13 protein-coding genes and 2 tRNA genes are annotated in these 15355 nt (G+C 68.5%); 13 read left to right on the top strand and 2 right to left on the bottom strand.

The window, feature by feature from the left end:
- Positions 1-11 precede the first annotated feature (11 nt).
- Positions 12-1031, bottom strand: coding sequence for a MurR/RpiR family transcriptional regulator (locus tag ABZ717_RS02535; RefSeq protein WP_358504404.1), 1020 nt, complete (start codon positions 1029-1031; stop codon positions 12-14).
- A 207-nt stretch (positions 1032-1238) separates the two neighbouring features.
- Between ABZ717_RS02535 and ABZ717_RS02530 the strand changes: the two genes are divergently transcribed.
- From ABZ717_RS02530 to ABZ717_RS02505, 6 genes are all read left to right on the top strand, one after another.
- Complete coding sequence (locus ABZ717_RS02530) at positions 1239-3029, top strand: AfsR/SARP family transcriptional regulator (protein WP_358504401.1); 1791 nt, start codon at positions 1239-1241, stop codon at positions 3027-3029.
- Positions 3030-3215: 186 nt separating this feature from the next.
- On the top strand, positions 3216-3401 hold the full coding sequence (locus tag ABZ717_RS02525) for a hypothetical protein (protein WP_358504398.1): 186 nt from the start codon (positions 3216-3218) through the stop codon (positions 3399-3401).
- 132 nt (positions 3402-3533) lie between these two features.
- Positions 3534-3610: transfer RNA gene (locus ABZ717_RS02520), tRNA-Lys, on the top strand.
- Positions 3611-3812: 202 nt separating this feature from the next.
- Positions 3813-3886, top strand: a tRNA-Lys gene (locus ABZ717_RS02515).
- 234 nt (positions 3887-4120) lie between these two features.
- On the top strand, positions 4121-4681 hold the full coding sequence (locus ABZ717_RS02510) for a septum formation family protein (RefSeq protein ID WP_358504395.1): 561 nt from the start codon (positions 4121-4123) through the stop codon (positions 4679-4681).
- 180 nt (positions 4682-4861) lie between these two features.
- A complete protein-coding gene (locus ABZ717_RS02505; RefSeq protein WP_358504392.1) occupies positions 4862-5464 on the top strand; it encodes a septum formation family protein in 603 nt (200 codons plus the stop codon).
- A 99-nt stretch (positions 5465-5563) separates the two neighbouring features.
- Here ABZ717_RS02505 and ABZ717_RS02500 read toward each other — a convergent pair whose 3' ends face one another.
- The gene (locus tag ABZ717_RS02500; RefSeq protein ID WP_358504389.1) at positions 5564-7231 is read right to left on the bottom strand and encodes an alpha/beta fold hydrolase; all 1668 of its coding nucleotides are present in this window, start codon (positions 7229-7231) and stop codon (positions 5564-5566) included.
- Positions 7232-7546: 315 nt separating this feature from the next.
- On the opposite strand from ABZ717_RS02500, the gene ABZ717_RS02495 reads away from it, so the two are divergent.
- The 7 genes from ABZ717_RS02495 (at position 7547) to ccrA (ending at position 15145) form a co-directional block, all read left to right on the top strand.
- Positions 7547-8632, top strand: coding sequence for an ABC transporter permease (locus tag ABZ717_RS02495; protein ID WP_358504386.1), 1086 nt, complete (start codon positions 7547-7549; stop codon positions 8630-8632).
- 16 nt (positions 8633-8648) lie between these two features.
- A complete protein-coding gene (locus ABZ717_RS02490; protein WP_358504383.1) occupies positions 8649-9530 on the top strand; it encodes an ABC transporter permease in 882 nt (293 codons plus the stop codon).
- 5 nt (positions 9531-9535) lie between these two features.
- Positions 9536-10603, top strand: coding sequence for an ABC transporter ATP-binding protein (locus tag ABZ717_RS02485; protein ID WP_358504380.1), 1068 nt, complete (start codon positions 9536-9538; stop codon positions 10601-10603).
- Positions 10600-11622, top strand: a complete 1023-nt coding sequence (locus ABZ717_RS02480) for an ABC transporter ATP-binding protein (RefSeq protein WP_358504377.1) — start codon at positions 10600-10602, stop codon at positions 11620-11622. Before ABZ717_RS02485 ends, ABZ717_RS02480 begins: the two co-directional genes overlap by 4 nt.
- A 7-nt stretch (positions 11623-11629) precedes the next feature.
- The gene (locus tag ABZ717_RS02475) at positions 11630-11821 is read left to right on the top strand and encodes a hypothetical protein (RefSeq protein ID WP_358504375.1); all 192 of its coding nucleotides are present in this window, start codon (positions 11630-11632) and stop codon (positions 11819-11821) included.
- Positions 11818-13632, top strand: a complete 1815-nt coding sequence (locus tag ABZ717_RS02470; RefSeq protein ID WP_358504372.1) for an ABC transporter substrate-binding protein — start codon at positions 11818-11820, stop codon at positions 13630-13632. Before ABZ717_RS02475 ends, ABZ717_RS02470 begins: the two co-directional genes overlap by 4 nt.
- A 265-nt stretch (positions 13633-13897) precedes the next feature.
- Positions 13898-15145, top strand: a complete 1248-nt coding sequence (gene ccrA, locus ABZ717_RS02465) for a crotonyl-CoA carboxylase/reductase (RefSeq protein WP_358504369.1) — start codon at positions 13898-13900, stop codon at positions 15143-15145.
- The last annotated feature ends 210 nt before the right edge of the window (positions 15146-15355 follow it).

The raw sequence follows: 15355 nt of genomic DNA, 5'->3' as shown, positions 1-15355 counted from the left end.
CGGGTCGCGGCTCAGTCGTCGCTTCCGGTGCTGCTGTCGGTAGTACTGCTCTCGTTACCGCCGTCGGAGTTCCTGGGCGGGGTCTCGGAACGGCGGCGCTTGCGGTCCTCGTGCAGTCGAAGCCCTCGCACCGCCTCGTAGGTGGTCTCCAGCGCGCTCCGGCTGTCGGCGTACCGGATCTGGGCCAGCCCCACGAACAGGCAGTCCACGACGGTCAGCTGCGCCAGTCGGGACGCGGTCGCACCGGAACGGAACGTGGTCTCGCGGGCGGCGGTGGTCAGGACGTGGTCGGCGAACCCGATCGCCGAGCGCGGGAAGTTGGTGATCGCCACCGTCTTCGCACCGTGCCTGCCGGCCTCGCTCAGCGCCTGCACCGTGTCGATGGTGGTGCCGCTGTGCGAGATGCCGATCGCAACGTCGGTGTCCTCCAACAAGGAGGCGCTGGTCAGCATCACGTGCGCGTCCGACCAGGCGAACGACGTCAGCCCGATCCGGTGCAGTTTCTGCTGGAGGTCCGCCCCCACGAACGCGCTGGCGCCCACCCCGTAGATGTCGATGCGCCGGGCGTTGGCGAGGGCGTCGATGACGGCGCGCAACACCTCCACGTCCATGGCGGCACCGGTCTCCTCCACCGCGCGCGCGTCGGTGTAGGCGATCTTCTGCACGACCGTGACGAGGGTGTCGTCGGGGTTGATGTCGCTGGACAGCTCGGGGATGTTGCTGCGGGCGCCGCGCGCCTGACCGGCCTCGGTGGCCAGGGCCAGACGCAGCTCCCGGTAACCGCTGAAGTCGATGGTGCGGCAGAAGCGGATGACGGTGGCCTCGGAGGTGGCGCAATCCTTGGCGAGTTGGGTGATGGAGGAGGCGGCGGCCCGCTCGGGGTCGTCGATCACCCGTTGGGCCACCCGCTGTTCGGCGGGGGCGAGGGAGGGAAGCAGGGAGCGGATCCGCAGCACCGTGGTCGGTGCGCTCGGCGCGGGACCCTCATCCGGGTTCACGGATTCGCCTGAAGACTTCGGAATTTGCGCCATGAAGGAAAGTTTCTTTCGGTCGCGGTGCAGAGTCAACGCACGGACGGGAAAAACCGGGAGATTCAAGGATTTCAAGGGACGGTCCGCGCGGCAAGTATCCCTGTTCCGATTGCGGGATCCCAGCTCAGCGGGCACGCTGGGACGAAGCGGTGCAACTTCCGGGATTTTCGGAGAACCGCCGTATCCGGGGACACGAGGGAGGGCACTGTGGCGCGGTTCGGCCCGGTCGGACCACAGGACGAGTCGACCGCGGACGGGCCGTCCGAACACCACGGTATCCGGGTCGGGCTGCTCGGTCGCTTCACCCTCCACGTCGACGGCTCCCCGGTCCGCCTACGCGGTGAGCGCCGCCGCTCCCTGCTCGCCGCCCTCCTCCTCAACACGGGCGCGTCGGTGCCCACCGACCACCTCATCGACCGCGTCTGGACCGAACCCGGACCGTCCGCCCGAGGCGCCCTCCAGGTCCACGTGGCCCGCCTCCGAGCCCTCCTCGAAGAGCACTTGGGCGACCCCCTCATCCGCAGCACCGACGACGGGTACCGCGTCGACCTCCGAACACACCGCTGCGACCTGCTGCGCCTGCGGTCCCTGGTCCACAAGGCCGACCGCGCGGCCGAACGCGGAGAAGCCGACGCCCACGCCGACCTGCTCGGTCGAGCCCTGGCCCTGTGGCGCGGACCCGTGCTCACCGACGTCGCCTCCCCGGTCCTGCACCACCACGACGTGCCGCCGATCGAGGAGGAACTCCTGCGCGTGGCCGAACGGGCCTTCACCGCGGACCTGGACCGGGGCGAGCACGAACGCGTCGCCGACCGGGTCGCGCCCATCGTCTCCTCCCACCCCCGACGCGAACCCCTCGTCCGGGTGCAGATGGTCGCCCTGTACCGGTGCGGCCGACGGAGCGAGGCCCTGAACGCCTACTCCCGTGCCCGTTCCGCCCTCGCGGAGGAACCCGGGCTGGATCCCGGCCGTGAGCTCCTGGCGGCCTTCCACGGGGTCCTACGCGGTGACCTGGGGATCAGTGGGCGCTCCACTCGCGTGACCGCCGACCCCGACCCGCTCCCGGCCCGTTCGGGTGGCCCGGCCCTCTCGGTGCCGCGCCCCAGGGACCACCGCGACACCTGTTCCCATTCCCGCCCCGCGCGCGAGGACGAACACGGCCCCTGGCCCCTGGTGCCCGCCGAACTCCCCGCCGCCCCGAACCCGCTCGTCGGCCGGGGCGAGACGCTGGCCGAACTCGACCGTCTCGTCGACCCCTGTGCCGCCACCCCCGTGAGCGTCCTGGTCCGCGGGCCGGCCGGGGCCGGGGCCAGCGCCCTGGCCGTCCGCTGGGCGCACTCCGTCGCCGCACACTTCCCCGACGGGCGGCTCTACGTGAACCTGCGCCGTCCGGACGGCACGCCTCGCGAGGCGACCGAGGTGCTGCGCCGTCTGGTGCGCTCCCTGTCGGCGGGCCGTGTCGGATCCGTGGACCTGTCGGCGGCCGAGGACGAGGCCGACGAGGCCGCCGCCCGGTTGCGTTCCCTGATGGCCGGACGGCGGGTGCTCCTGCTCCTGGACAACGCCGCCAGCGCCCACCAGGTGCGCCCGCTCCTGCCGGGCGACCCCGGCAGCGCCGCGGTGGTGACCGGTCGTAGCTGGCTCACGGACCTGTTGGTCCGCGACGGTGTGCGCGCACTGCCCATCGACGCCTTGGACGCCGCGGACGCGGTGGCGCTGTTGCGCTCCCTGTTGGGGGAGCGGCGCCACCCCGAAGAGGCGTTGCGTCGGGTGGCCGAGCTGGCCGGTGGCCTGCCCCTGTCGCTGCGCATGGCCGTGGCGTGGTTGGACGCGCACCCCGAACACACGGCGGACGCCTTGGTGCCACTGGTGGAACGGGTGGACCCGGCACGAGGGATCTCCCCCACGGCCCGGATGGCCGCGGTTCTTCGCGCCGGGCCCTTGGGTGCGGGCTCGGCCGCGGGGAAGTACCGACCGGGAACCGAGCACCCGCACTGAGTCTGCGGCAATCCTCTTACGTTCGGTTTTCGATCGGGTCACGAGGGGGAGTGCGGCGCCAGGACCGCCACCGCCCCGATGTCGGGTTCTCGCACTGTTGACGGCCGGTCGACGGTCGGTTGTGAGATCGACCGATTCTGCTTCAGGGGGTGCTCACCGGTGCCATGAGTCGCTAGTGTCAACCCCATGACGCAGAACAACGATCCCGACATGGACCCGGCGGGAACCACGCAGCACTTCCGCCGCTTCGTCGACGACAACCCCGAGCCCGAAGAGGCCCCGCGCCGCCCGATCCTTCCGCTGGTGCTGGCGGGCGTCGGCGTCCTCCTCGCCATCGGGGTCATCGTCGTCCTGGTGCTGGCCTTCTCCTAGGGAGCCGGCGCATCCACGATGTGACGGGGCCGACCCTCGGCCGGCCCCGAAATCGGTTCGCGGCCACCCCGCGATCCTGCTAGAGTTACATCCGTAGCCGCAGGGAGCCGCGAGGTTCTCCGCGGGAGTCGGGCGTCATTAGCTCAGTTGGTTAGAGCAGCTGACTCTTAATCAGCGGGTCCGGGGTTCGAGTCCCTGATGACGCACCAGACGAAGGCCCCGGCGATCGGAAACGATCGCCGGGGCCTTTCTCGTTGTCGTCGTGCCGATGGGGATGTCGGCCGGAGGGTGCGCCCAGTGGTCTGCGGCACAACCGGCGGCGAACGGGTCCTGAACGGCACAAGTCGCTTCGTGGATCCGGTAGAGTTGTCCTTGTTGCCGCGCAGGGCCCAAGGGTCGGGTGGAGAACAGGCGCCATTAGCTCAGTTGGTCAGAGCAGCTGACTCTTAATCAGCGGGTCCGGGGTTCGAGTCCCTGATGGCGCACAGTGGGTGAAGGCCCCGGTCGACGGAGAACGTCGGCCGGGGCCTTCGTCGTTTCCAGGGTGTTCCCGAGGTCGGGCCGCTGTCGCCGGCCACGAAGAGTCCAGGTCCGTGACGCTTCTGTGGCCAGGGGAAACCGAATTGACAAGCGGTCAATATGTGGTGGATTGTCTTTCTGCCGCCAACCTCCTGTTCCCGGTTCGGTACCCCTATCCCTTGACGAGGCCGGAGACTGCCATGTCCGATTTCATCCCCGCCGTTCGCACCGTGTCCCTCACCCTGCTCGCCGCCGGAGCGGCCCTTTCCCTGTCCGCCTGCGGAATCGTCCAGACCGCGCTGGAGAATCAGCAGGGCACCGTGGGCGACGGTGGAACCGTGGAGGTCGAAGACACCTCGGAGGGTGGGGAGACCACCGGTGGCGGTACGCAGGACGTCATGGAGGTCGGTGTCGGCGACTGCTTCAACGAGGCCGAGATGGAGACCGCCCTGTTGGGCGAAGAGGTGAGCGGTATCCCGCTGATCGACTGCTCGGAGACGCACGACTCCGAGTTCTTCCACAGTGAGATCCTCCCCGAGGGCGACTTCCCCGGTGACGACGCGATCGCGGACACCGCGACCGAGGTCTGCGAGGGCACCGCCTTCACGGAGTTCATCGGTGTCGAGTGGTACGAGTCGGAGTTCTACGCCTACTCCCTCCGCCCGATCGCGGAGGGCTGGGCCGCGGGCGACCGCGAGATCCTCTGCTACGTCGTCGCCAACGAGCCCACCACCGGCACGCTCGAGGCCTCCGGCCGCTGATCTTCGACCGCTCTCGACCGGTACCGGCCGGCGCTTCCGAGAAGCGCCGGCCGGTCGGTTTTTGGTGAATTGTCAGAAACCCGCAGGTCGATGGAACCTTCTCCGGCTCCGACGCATCGATATAGGTGGTGCCGGTCGACCAAGACCGGCGCGGCAGCGACGATCTTGTTGGAGTGAGCAATGGTGTCCCAAGCCCCTCGGTACCTGCCCGGCCGTGCCGCCCTGGCGGCTCTGGCCGTGGGTGCGGTCCTGTCCCTCAGCGCCTGTGGACTCCCGTTCCTCCCCCCGGCCTTCCAGGGCGCGGAGCCCGAGCCGAGCCCCACGCCGATCGAGAGCGAAGAGCCGGTGGAGGAGGAGACCGACTTCACCGAGACCGAGACCGAGACCGAGGAGCCCGAGCCGCTCGGCGCACAGGATGAGGACGTGTTCGTCCTCAGCACCGGTGACTGCATCAACGAGTGGAGCGCCGACACCGACGAGAACGTCAGTTCGGTGCCCAAGATCGACTGCTCGGAGCCGCACGACCTTGAGGTCTACTACGAGGGCACCCTCGACGAGAGCGGTTCCTACCCGGAGGGCGACGCCCTCAACGACATGGTCAACGAGGGTTGCGTCGACGCCTTCGAGGACTTCGTCGGGACCGACTACATGGAGTCGGCGCTGGACTTCTCCAGCCTCATGCCGACGGAGGACGGCTGGGCCCAGGGCGACCGTGAGTACCTGTGCCTGGTCGGACAGTACGGCGAACAGACCACCGGGACCCTTGAGGACTCCCAGATCTAGGGTGTGTTCCGCGGCGACGTGAGAGCGTTCCCGTCCACGGAAGCGGCCCGCACCGGTGAACCTCCACCGGTGCGGGCCGTTCTCGGTCATGGCGGGGGATCAGTGGTGGCCGAGGGCCCGGGCACGCGTGGGCTCGGACTCGTCGTACTCCTCGAACCGCTGGAACAACTCGCCCAGGTCCATCGCGTCGGGCCGATCGGAGGTCGCCTCCGGGCGAGGCAGCCCCGCGCACTCCAGGTCCTGTGGATCCGCGCCGTCCACGAGGTAGGCGTCCACCGCCTCGTTCACGCACGGGTGCAGGAACTCCAGGTCCACCAGGTCGATGACGGCGTAGAACCCGTGGCCGCCGTCGTCGGTGACCGTGACGAGGGAACCGCCCAGGGTCTCGGCCATGGCGGGGCCGCCCGAGTAGGCCGTGTTCGCGTCGTACTCACCGGCGATGACCAGCGGGGTGGTCGTGCCCGCCGGGATCAGGTCCACCGCCGGTTCGGTCGGTAGGTTCTGGGCGAAGCCGCAGGTCTGCGGGCCCGCCCAGTGCGCACCCGTGCCGTAGGGGTGGTTTTCGCGATGGTCGCGCATGTCGGCGTGGTAGGTCGAGACGCGATCGGGCCACTCGGCCTCGCACAGGATCGCCGTGTGCAGGTCCATGTTGATCCCGAAGAGGTCGGCCTCGTCCCGCGCGACCTCGGGCACGGGCTCGACCTCGGGGAAGGGCTCACCGTCGATGACGTCCTTGAGATACCAGGTGGCGTCGTCCCAGGTGCTCTGCCCTCGCGCCGCGAACCCCGCCTCGGCCGCGAAGGCGTTACCGTCATAGGCCTGGCCGCTCGGGTGGTCGTCGCGCGGTTCCTCCTGCAGTCGGTCGGCGGTCTCCTCGAAGACGCGCAGGATCTCCTCGGGGTCGTCCCCCATCCCGAACACCTCGTCGTGTTCGGCCAACCAGGCCGAGTACCGCCCCATGTTGTCGGTGTAGGCGGTGGCCTGCATCATGAAGCTCTCCCGCCAGATGCCGTCCGGGTGCACCGGTGAGTCGAGCACGCTGCGGTCGAGCCGGTCGGGGAACAGGCTCCCGTACACCGCGCCCAGGTAGGTGCCGTAGGAGTAGCCGACGTAGTTGAGACGCTCCTCGTTCAGCGCCGCACGGACCACGTCCATGTCCCGGGCGGTATTGGCCGTGGTCATGTGCGGACGCAGGTCGCCCTCCGCCGCGTCGCACTCCCGGGTGTAACGGATCGTCTCCCGGGTGGTCTCGGAGATCTGTCGGTCGGTGGGGCGCGGGTAACTGAGGGGGAACTCGCTCCCACAGTCCAGCGGGGTCGAGGCTCCGGTTCCGCGCGGGTCCATGCCGATGCTGTCGTAGACCTCGCCGGCGCGCGTGCTCAGCCCCAGGTCGGCGCCGAGGGCCCGCCCCGCGCCGCCGGGGCCGCCCGGGTTGCTCAACAGGATGCCTCGCCGGGCCTCGGGGTCGCTCGCGGCGGAGCGGAGGATGGCGATCTCGATGCGCTCTCCGCCGGGGTCGGCGTAGTCGAGGGGGACCTCGATCCGGGCGCATTCGAGTTCGAGTTCGGCGAGGAGCTCCTCCTCGCACAGGGCCCAGTCGACCTCTTGGTCGTGGAAGGGGGCGAGGGCGTCCATGGTGGCGCCGTCGTCGAGGGGGATCGGATCGACGGGTTCGGCCGTGGCGGGGAGTGCCGAGGCCAGGGTCAGGGCGAGACCGCCGGCCATCACGGCCGCGGTCCCACGGATGACGGTGCGTGCTGGGGGCACGGGGGATTCCCTCCGCTGTCGTCGGAAGCGTGCGTATGCGCAGCAACCGTACGAAGCGTGCAAGGAGCGCCAACACCCACAAATGTCATGAGTGGGTCCTGGTGGCCGGATGCGGACACTCGAACCCGTGCTTGTCGGGTGGTTTGTGGTCGTCTGTTCGGTTCGTGGTGGCGATCGGGTCGCGTGAAGGACGCCGTTCGGTCACGGGGGTGGCGTAGAGCACATCGGCCGCGTTAGCGTGACGTTCTATTAGGAAACTTTCCTAATAGAAGCGTGGCGCTTCCCCCTTCCGACCCCCTCGCCCGAAGGAGCTCCGTGGCCACCGAACTCGCGGCCGCCCCGCCACCGGACACCGGTGACGTCGGGCCCTCCACACCCCCGAAGACGACCCTCCTGGGACGGATCTGGCGCGACCACGTCTTCGTCAAGATCCGCAAGGCCGTCGTCGTGGTGTTCGTGGTCGCCAACGTGACGTTCTTCCTCGGACGCGCGATGCCGGGCGACCCCATCGACGTCATGGCCGGCCGTCTCACCCAGGGCGGCATGTCGATGGAGGAGGCGCGCGCCATCGCGATGAACTCGCTCGCCTACGACCCCGACGCGCCCCTGCTGCGGCAGTGGTGGGAGTTCTTCATCGGCCTGTTCACCTTCGACTTCGGCGGCACCATCAACCGCCCCGGGGTCGGCGTCACCGAAGCCATCGGCGCCTACCTGCCCTGGACCCTCTTCAGCATCGGCGTGGGCACCCTCATCGCCATCGGGCTCGGCCTGACCCTGGGCATGGTCATGGCCTACCGACGCAACAAGGTCATCGACCACGTGCTCAGCGTCCTCGCCTCGGTCCTGGGGGCCATCCCCAACTACCTCATCGCCATGGTCCTCGTCGTCGGCGGCGGCATGTACCTGGGCTGGTTCAACCCCATCGACCTGCGCGGCACCCTCAGCCCCGGAGTCGAACCCGGCTTCACGCTCGTCTTCGTCGGCGACGCGTTCTACCACGCGGCCCTGCCGATCCTCACCTACGTCCTCGCCATCATCGGCACCTGGATGCTCGTCATGAAGGCCTCCACCACCGAGGTCCTCGGCGAGGACTACGTGACCGTCGCCCGAGCCCGCGGCCTGCCCGACACCCGCATCGCGACCGCCTACGTCGGCCGCAACGCGGTCCTGCCGTTGGTCGCCCAGATCGCCATCTCCTTCGGCACCCTCGTCGGCGGCGCGATCTTCGTCGAACAGGTCCTGGTCTACAAGGGCGTGGGCGGCCTGCTGCTGGACGCCGTCCACTACCGCGACTACCCGCTCCTCCAAGGCCTGCTCGTCATCATCACCTCGTGCGTGGTGGTCGCCAACCTCATCTCCGACCTGCTCTACAGCAGGCTCGACCCGCGCATCCGAAACTAGAGGGGACGAACGAGCCATGGCCGTCACCACAGCCTCCGCCCCCGCCACCGGTGTCTGGGGCACCATCTGGCAGGGCATCACCCGCAGCACCAGCGGATTCATCGGGCTCTGCCTGGTCCTCGGAGTCCTGCTCTTCTCCTTCGTCGGGCCGCTGTTCATCGACCACGCCAACCCCACAGACGTCGCCAAGATCTGGGGTGCCCCCAACGCCGAACACTGGCTCGGTACCAACCACGAGGGCAAGGACACCTTCACCCAACTCGTCCTCGGCGGTCGCGAACCCATCTGGGTCGGCTTCGTCGCCGCCCTCATCACCGTCGCCATCGCCGTCGTCCTGGGCGCGGTCGCCGGCTACGTGCGAGGCCGGATCGACCACTTCCTGCTCCAGGTCACCGACATCACGATGACCGTCCCGTTCATCGTGCTGATGCTGGTCATCGCGTCCTTCTACCGGACCTCGTCGCCACTGGTGGTCTCCTTCATCATCGGCCTGGTCACCTGGCCGTTCCTGATGAGGTCGATCCGCGCGCAGGTGCTCAGCCTCAAGGAACGCGAGTTCATCGAGGCCGCCCGCCTCCAGGACCTGGGCACCGCCCGCATCCTCTTCGTCGAGGTCCTGCCCAACATGGCCGGCTACATCTTCATCAACTTCATCATCGCCATCACCAACGCGATCTACGCCGTCGTCGGCATGTACCTGCTCGGCCTGTTGCCCAGCACCGCCGACAACTGGGGGCTGATGATCCAGCAGGCCTGGGACAACAACGCCTTCCTCCTGCCCCAGGCGGCGCCCTTCCTCATCGCCCCGATGGTCATGATCATGCTCTTCCAGATCGGGCTGGTCACCATGACCCGTTCGCTGGAACAGGCCCTCAACCCCCGACTCCGGGACAGGTGATCCCCGTGAACGACCTCCCCACCGGCCCGGGCACCGACGACGGCGCCCTGCTGTCGGTTCGCGGCATCGACGTCGGCTACCGCACCGGACGCCGGACCCACGTCACCGCCGTGCACGACGTCTCCTTCGACCTCCACCCCGGTCAGTCCATGGCCCTGGTCGGGGAGTCCGGCTGCGGCAAGACCACCCTCGGCCTGGGCCTGCTCCGACTGCTGCCGCGTACCGGCGTCATCCCCAAGGGCGAGATCCTCTTTCGGCGCAAGGACGGCACCCGCGTCGACGTGCGCACCCTCCACAAGGAGAGGCTGCGCCGCTTCCGTTGGAACGAGGCGGCCATGGTCTTCCAAGGCGCCATGAACGCCTTCAACCCGGTGCTGCGCATCGGGGATCACTTCGTCGACACCTTCCGCGCCCACGAGGACGGCGATCGACGCCCCCGGCGGGAGATCCTCGAAGAGTCCGCCGAACTCCTGGAGATGGTCCGGCTCGACCCCGCCCGGGTCCTGAACGCCTTCCCCCACGAACTCTCCGGCGGCATGCGACAGCGCGGCCTCATCGCCCTGGCCCTGGCGCTGCGCCCCCAACTGCTGATCCTGGACGAACCCACCACCGCCCTGGACCTGCTCACCCAGCGCTCCATCGTGGAACGCCTCGCCGAACTGCGCGAACGACTGCGCTTCTCGATGGTCTTCATCACCCACGACCTGGGCCTCGCCGCCGCCCTGGCCGACCGGGTCGGCACCATGTACGCGGGACGCCTCATCGAGACCGGCACCACCCGCGACATCTTCCACCGCTCCCGGCACCCCTACACCTCGGCGCTGATCGACTCCGTGCCCCCGGTCGTCGGCGATCTGCACGTCCCCCAATCGCTGCCCGGCGGCCCGCCAAGCCTCCACGCGCTGCCGCCGGGCTGTTCCTTCGCCCCGCGCTGCGCCCACGCCCTGCCCGAATGCGACCTCACCCGCCCGGAGCTGGACGTGCTCGTCCCCCGAGACGAGGGTCTCGCTCACGCGGCGGCCTGCCTGCGCTCCACCGACGCCGAACTCCACGCAGAGGGGGTCTCCCGTTGATCGACCACACCTTGGCCACCACCCCGGTGAGTACCGAGACGCCGACCGAACCGGTGCTCACCCTCAAGGGCGCTCGCCAGACCTTCAAGACACCCCGAGGCGAAGTGCCCGCCGTCGCCGGCGTCGACCTGCAGGTCCGCCCCGGACAGGTCCTGTGCCTGGTGGGGGAGTCCGGCTGCGGCAAGACCACGACGGCCCGCATGGCCGCGGCCCTGGCGGACCCCACCGCCGGTTCCGTGCTGTTCCACGGCAAGGACGTCGCCACGATGGATCGGAGGGAACGCGCCGTCTTCCGCCGCTCGGTCCAGTACATCCACCAGGACCCCTACGCCTCCCTCAACCCGGTCCGTACCGTCTACTCCACGGTCTCCGCCGGGTTGCGTCGGCACAAGATGGTGAAGAACCACGCCGAGGCCAGGCGCGCCACCGCCGAACTCCTCGAACGCGTCGACCTGACCCCCGCCGAGGACCACCTCGACAAGTACCCCCACCAGATGTCCGGCGGCCAACGGCAACGCGTCGCCGTGGCCCGTGCCTTGGCGATGAACCCCGAGGTGATCATCGCCGACGAGTCCACGTCGATGCTCGACGTGTCCATCCGGGTGAGTCTCCTCAACACCCTCGGAAAACTCCGCGACGAGCTCGGTGTCGGCTTCCTGTTCATCACCCATGACCTCGCCGTCGCCAAGTACTTCGCCTGGCACGGCGAGATCGCCGTCATGTACCTCGGCAAGGTCGTGGAACAGGGCACCACCCCCCGGGTGGTCAACGATCCGCGGCACCCGTACACCAAGGCGCTCGTCTCCGCGGTGTGCGAACCCGACCCGGACCTGGTCCACGGCAAGGAACGGGTCCGACTGCGCGAGGCCGACATCCCCGACCTCACCGACCTGCCGCCGGGCTGCGACTTCCATCCACGCTGTCCCCTCTACGCCGAGGGCGACTGTGACGCCGTGCGGCCCCCGCTGGTGCGCGGCCACGACCGGCTGCTCGCCTGTCACGTCGTCACCCGGGGGTGATGGGACCTTGCTCCTCCTCATCGGGCGCTTCGGCGTTCTCGTCGGATCCTTCCTCACCCTGGCCTGCGTCCTCATGGCCGTGTTCACATCCCCCGGCACAGCCGAGTTCGTCATCAGCGTCGTCACCGTCGGTATCGGCCTGGTCGTCCTCAGTCTCGGTCTGCTCGCCGTCCTCCTGGAAAGGAAGCGTCAACCATGACCTCCCCCCACCCCCTCCACAACGCGATCCGGCAGGATCTGAGCAGACGACGCCTCCTGCGGGCCATGGGGCTCGGCGCGGCCGGAGTCACGGGCGCCGGGCTCCTGTCGGCCTGCGCCGGCGGTGACGCCGAGAGCGGTGGCACCACACGGTTCACCGGGGTCTTCGACTTCGACCTGGACTCCATGACCCGCAACGTCCACCGTGAGGACGGCGCGCTGCTGCTCGGTTCGGTGTACAAGGACCTGTTCCTGTGCCCGGGCGGTGTCTACAACTGGAGCACCCACGAGTGGGACTACCTCCTGCTCGAAGGGCACGAGTGGGACGGCGACGACCTCGTCGTGACGCTGAGGTCCGGCCTGAAGTGGAGCGACGGCTCGGACCTGAACGCCGACGACATGATCCGCAGCTACGCCATGCGTGTCCTGGAGGCCCCACCGTGGGGTTTCGGGTTCCCACAGGTCCAGGCCCTGGAGAAGCTGGACGACCTGAGCGTGCGGGTGGGCTTCGAGGACCCCTTCCCCAACATCGAGCGCAGCATCATCAAGCACCGCGTCGTCTCCAAGACCACCTATGAAGGCTTCGGCCAACCCGCCGTGGACATGGTCAACGACGGTGTCCGTCAAGGCGACGACGAGCACGCCGACTGGAACGCCGAGTTCATCGAGTTCGACCCCGACGAGATCGTGTGCAGCGGTCCGTACAAGTTCGACGAGGCGCAGATGTCGGACGCGCGCATCACGCTGGTGCGCAACGAGGAGGGCTACCAGGGTACCGAGGTCGCGTTCGACGAGGTCGTCATCCACAAGGGCGACAACCGCCAGTCCGCGCTGTTGATCCAGAGCGGTGACGTCGACTACTCCACCCTGGCGCCCTCCGCCGCCGACCAGCAGGCCTTCCAGGGCGTGGAGGGGTTCCGGTGGATCGAACACGCCGGCTACGACGGTTGCGGCATCATGTTCAACCACCGGGCCAAGCCGGAGGTCCAGGACGTGCGTGTGCGCAAGGCGCTGGCCTACATCCTGGACGGCGACCAGATCGGGCAGGTCGCCCGGGGCGAGGCCTACAGCAGGGTCGAGCACTACGCGGGTCTGGCCGACATCCAGGCCGAGGAGATCTTCACCGCCGAGGAACTGGCCGGGTTCGAGAACTACGACCAGGACCACGACAAGGCCACCGAACTGCTGGAGGAGGCCGGTTGGACCCTGGAGGGCGGCAAGTGGTTCCTGCCAGACGGTGAGGAGGCGAGCTTCGAGGTCATCGGTGTCGCCGGCTGGGGCGACTTCGAGCTGACCGCCACCCAGGTGGAGGAGGCCTGGAACGACTTCGGGATCAAGACCGAGGCCCGCAACGTACCCGAGGACAACCCGTGGGGTATCTGGGGCGCGGGCGACTTCGAGGTCGCCGTCCGGCACTGGGGCAACCCCGAACAGCCCGACTACTGGGGCGCGTTCCAGATGAACTTCCTGACCGAGAACGCCGGTACCGAAGACTCCCCGGGTCAGGGCTTCGACCTCCAGGTCGAGAGCCCCTCCCAGGGTGAGGTGGACATCGCCGAGCTGGTGGACACCGCCCAGCGCGCCGAGAGCGATGAAGAGCAGAAGGAGGCGTTGAAGAGGCTTTCGATCATCTTCAACGAACTCCTGCCGCGTGTCCCGATCTGGACCTACAAGTACCTGTCCCCGGCGATCGAGGGCGTGCGGGTCGAGGAGTTCCCGACGGACACACCCACCTCGCAGAACGAGCAGTACCAGGACAACCACGTCATCCTCGCCCTCATCCAGGGCGAACTGCGGCCGGTCCAGGAGTGATCGGGCGGAACGAACGGTACCGATAACGGCAGAGAGGGGCGGGCGTCGACGGACGTCCGCCCCTTCGTCCTGCCCCGCCTCCGTTTATTACGGACCAGGGTGCATTTGATTACTCAATGTCCGTTTATACGCGGGCATGTGAAGTGAATGTAGTCTCGCCTCGCGCGTGCAACCGCACACGCGTTTTCCCGACCGCCCGATCCACGCCCCGATCACACCCCGGCCCCGTTCAGGGGCCTCGGCCGTCGAAAGGAATCGCCGCGTCATGCCCAAGGACCTGTATGAAATCGGAGAGGTTCCGCCACTGGGCCACGTGCCCACGCGCATGCACGCTTTCACCATCCGCAGGGAACGCTACGGAGAGCCCCGAGACGCGTTCGCCCGTGAGATCGTGCCGGTCCCCGAGTTGAAGCCCGGGCACGTGTTGATCTACACGATGGCCGCGGGGATCAACTACAACAACATCTGGGCGGCCAAGGGACACCCGGCCGACGTCATCGCCGCGCGTGAGAAGGCGGGGGAGCCCGAGGACTACCACGTCGGTGGGTCCGACGGCTCCGGTGTGGTCTGGGCCGTCGGCGACGGTGTCACCAACGTGAAGGTCGGCGACCACGTCATCATCGCCCCCGGGCAGTGGGACGAGACGGCCGACGACATCCGCATGGGCGGCGACCCCATCGCCTCCAGGACCATGCGGGTGTGGGGCTATGAGAACAACCACGGGTCCTTCGGCCAGTTCACCTTGGTCCGTGACGTCCAACTGCACCACAAACCCGAGTCCCTGCCCTGGGACGTCGCGGGCGGCTTCCTCGTCAGCGTCGCCACCGCCTACCGGCAGTTGTTCGGCTGGCCGCCCCACACCGTCGACCCCGGCGACCCGGTCCTCATCTGGGGTGGCGCGGGCGGTCTGGGCACCTCCGCCATCCAGCTGGTCCATCAGGCCGGTGGCCTGCCCGTCGCGGTGGTCTCCACCGAGGAGAAGGCGAGGCTGTGCCGCGAACTCGGCGCGGTCGGCACCATCCTGCGGACCGAGTTCGACCACTGGGGAAGGGTTCCCGACGAGAGCGACACCCAGGCCTACGCCGAGTGGTTCCGCGGTGTACGCGCCTTCGGCAAGCGCTTCTGGGCCGAAGTGGGGGAGCGGCGCTCGCCTCGCATCGTGTTCGAGCACACCGGGGCCGACACCCTGCCCACGTCCCTGTACCTGTGCGACAACTCGGGCATGGTCGTCATCTGTGGGGCCACCTCCGGTTTCCAGGCCGATGTGGACCTGCGCTTCCTGTGGATGCGCCTCAAGCGCCTGCAAGGTTCCCACTTCGCCTCGCCGGCCCAGTGCCGTATAGCCATCCACCTCGTCGAGAGCGGTCGGATCGACCCGTGCGTGACCAAGGTGGTCGGGTTCGACGAGATCGGTGAGGCCCACCAGATCCTGCACGAGAACCGGCAGCCTCCGGGCAACATGGCCGCGCTCGTCAACGCCGCCCCAGGTCAGACCGGTCTGGATCTTTCCTAGGGCGTGTTCCGCGAATACCCGCCCTGCTGCGCGGCGCGTCCACCGAACACGTCCTAGCACCCTTTCGGGGTCGCGTGATCCAGATCAGGGCCGATTAGTAGTGATACTGATGACACCTGGCTAGAAACAGACAAAAGGTATAAATGCCGCGCTTCGGGGGGTGTTCGGGGTATTGGTTTCAGGGTGTTCTCGCACGTCATGTGGGTTTCA

The sequence above is a fragment of the Nocardiopsis sp. NPDC006832 genome (assembly GCF_040635885.1).
GTDB lineage: Bacteria > Actinomycetota > Actinomycetes > Streptosporangiales > Streptosporangiaceae > Nocardiopsis.
This window is presented reverse-complemented; position numbering and strand designations above follow the sequence as displayed.

What these genes read in the sequence shown, in the direction of transcription:
- ABZ717_RS02490 (WP_358504383.1), top strand. Translation starts at nt 8,649, where the DNA reads ATGGCCGTCACCACAGCCTCCGCCCCCGCCACCGGTGTCTGGGGCACC.
- ABZ717_RS02525 (WP_358504398.1), top strand. Translation starts at nt 3,216, where the DNA reads ATGACGCAGAACAACGATCCCGACATGGACCCGGCGGGAACCACGCAG.
- ABZ717_RS02535 (WP_358504404.1), bottom strand. Translation starts at nt 1,031, where the DNA reads ATGGCGCAAATTCCGAAGTCTTCAGGCGAATCCGTGAACCCGGATGAG.
- ABZ717_RS02510 (WP_358504395.1), top strand. Translation starts at nt 4,121, where the DNA reads ATGTCCGATTTCATCCCCGCCGTTCGCACCGTGTCCCTCACCCTGCTC.
- ABZ717_RS02470 (WP_358504372.1), top strand. Translation starts at nt 11,818, where the DNA reads ATGACCTCCCCCCACCCCCTCCACAACGCGATCCGGCAGGATCTGAGC.
- ccrA (WP_358504369.1), top strand. Translation starts at nt 13,898, where the DNA reads ATGCCCAAGGACCTGTATGAAATCGGAGAGGTTCCGCCACTGGGCCAC.
- ABZ717_RS02505 (WP_358504392.1), top strand. Translation starts at nt 4,862, where the DNA reads ATGGTGTCCCAAGCCCCTCGGTACCTGCCCGGCCGTGCCGCCCTGGCG.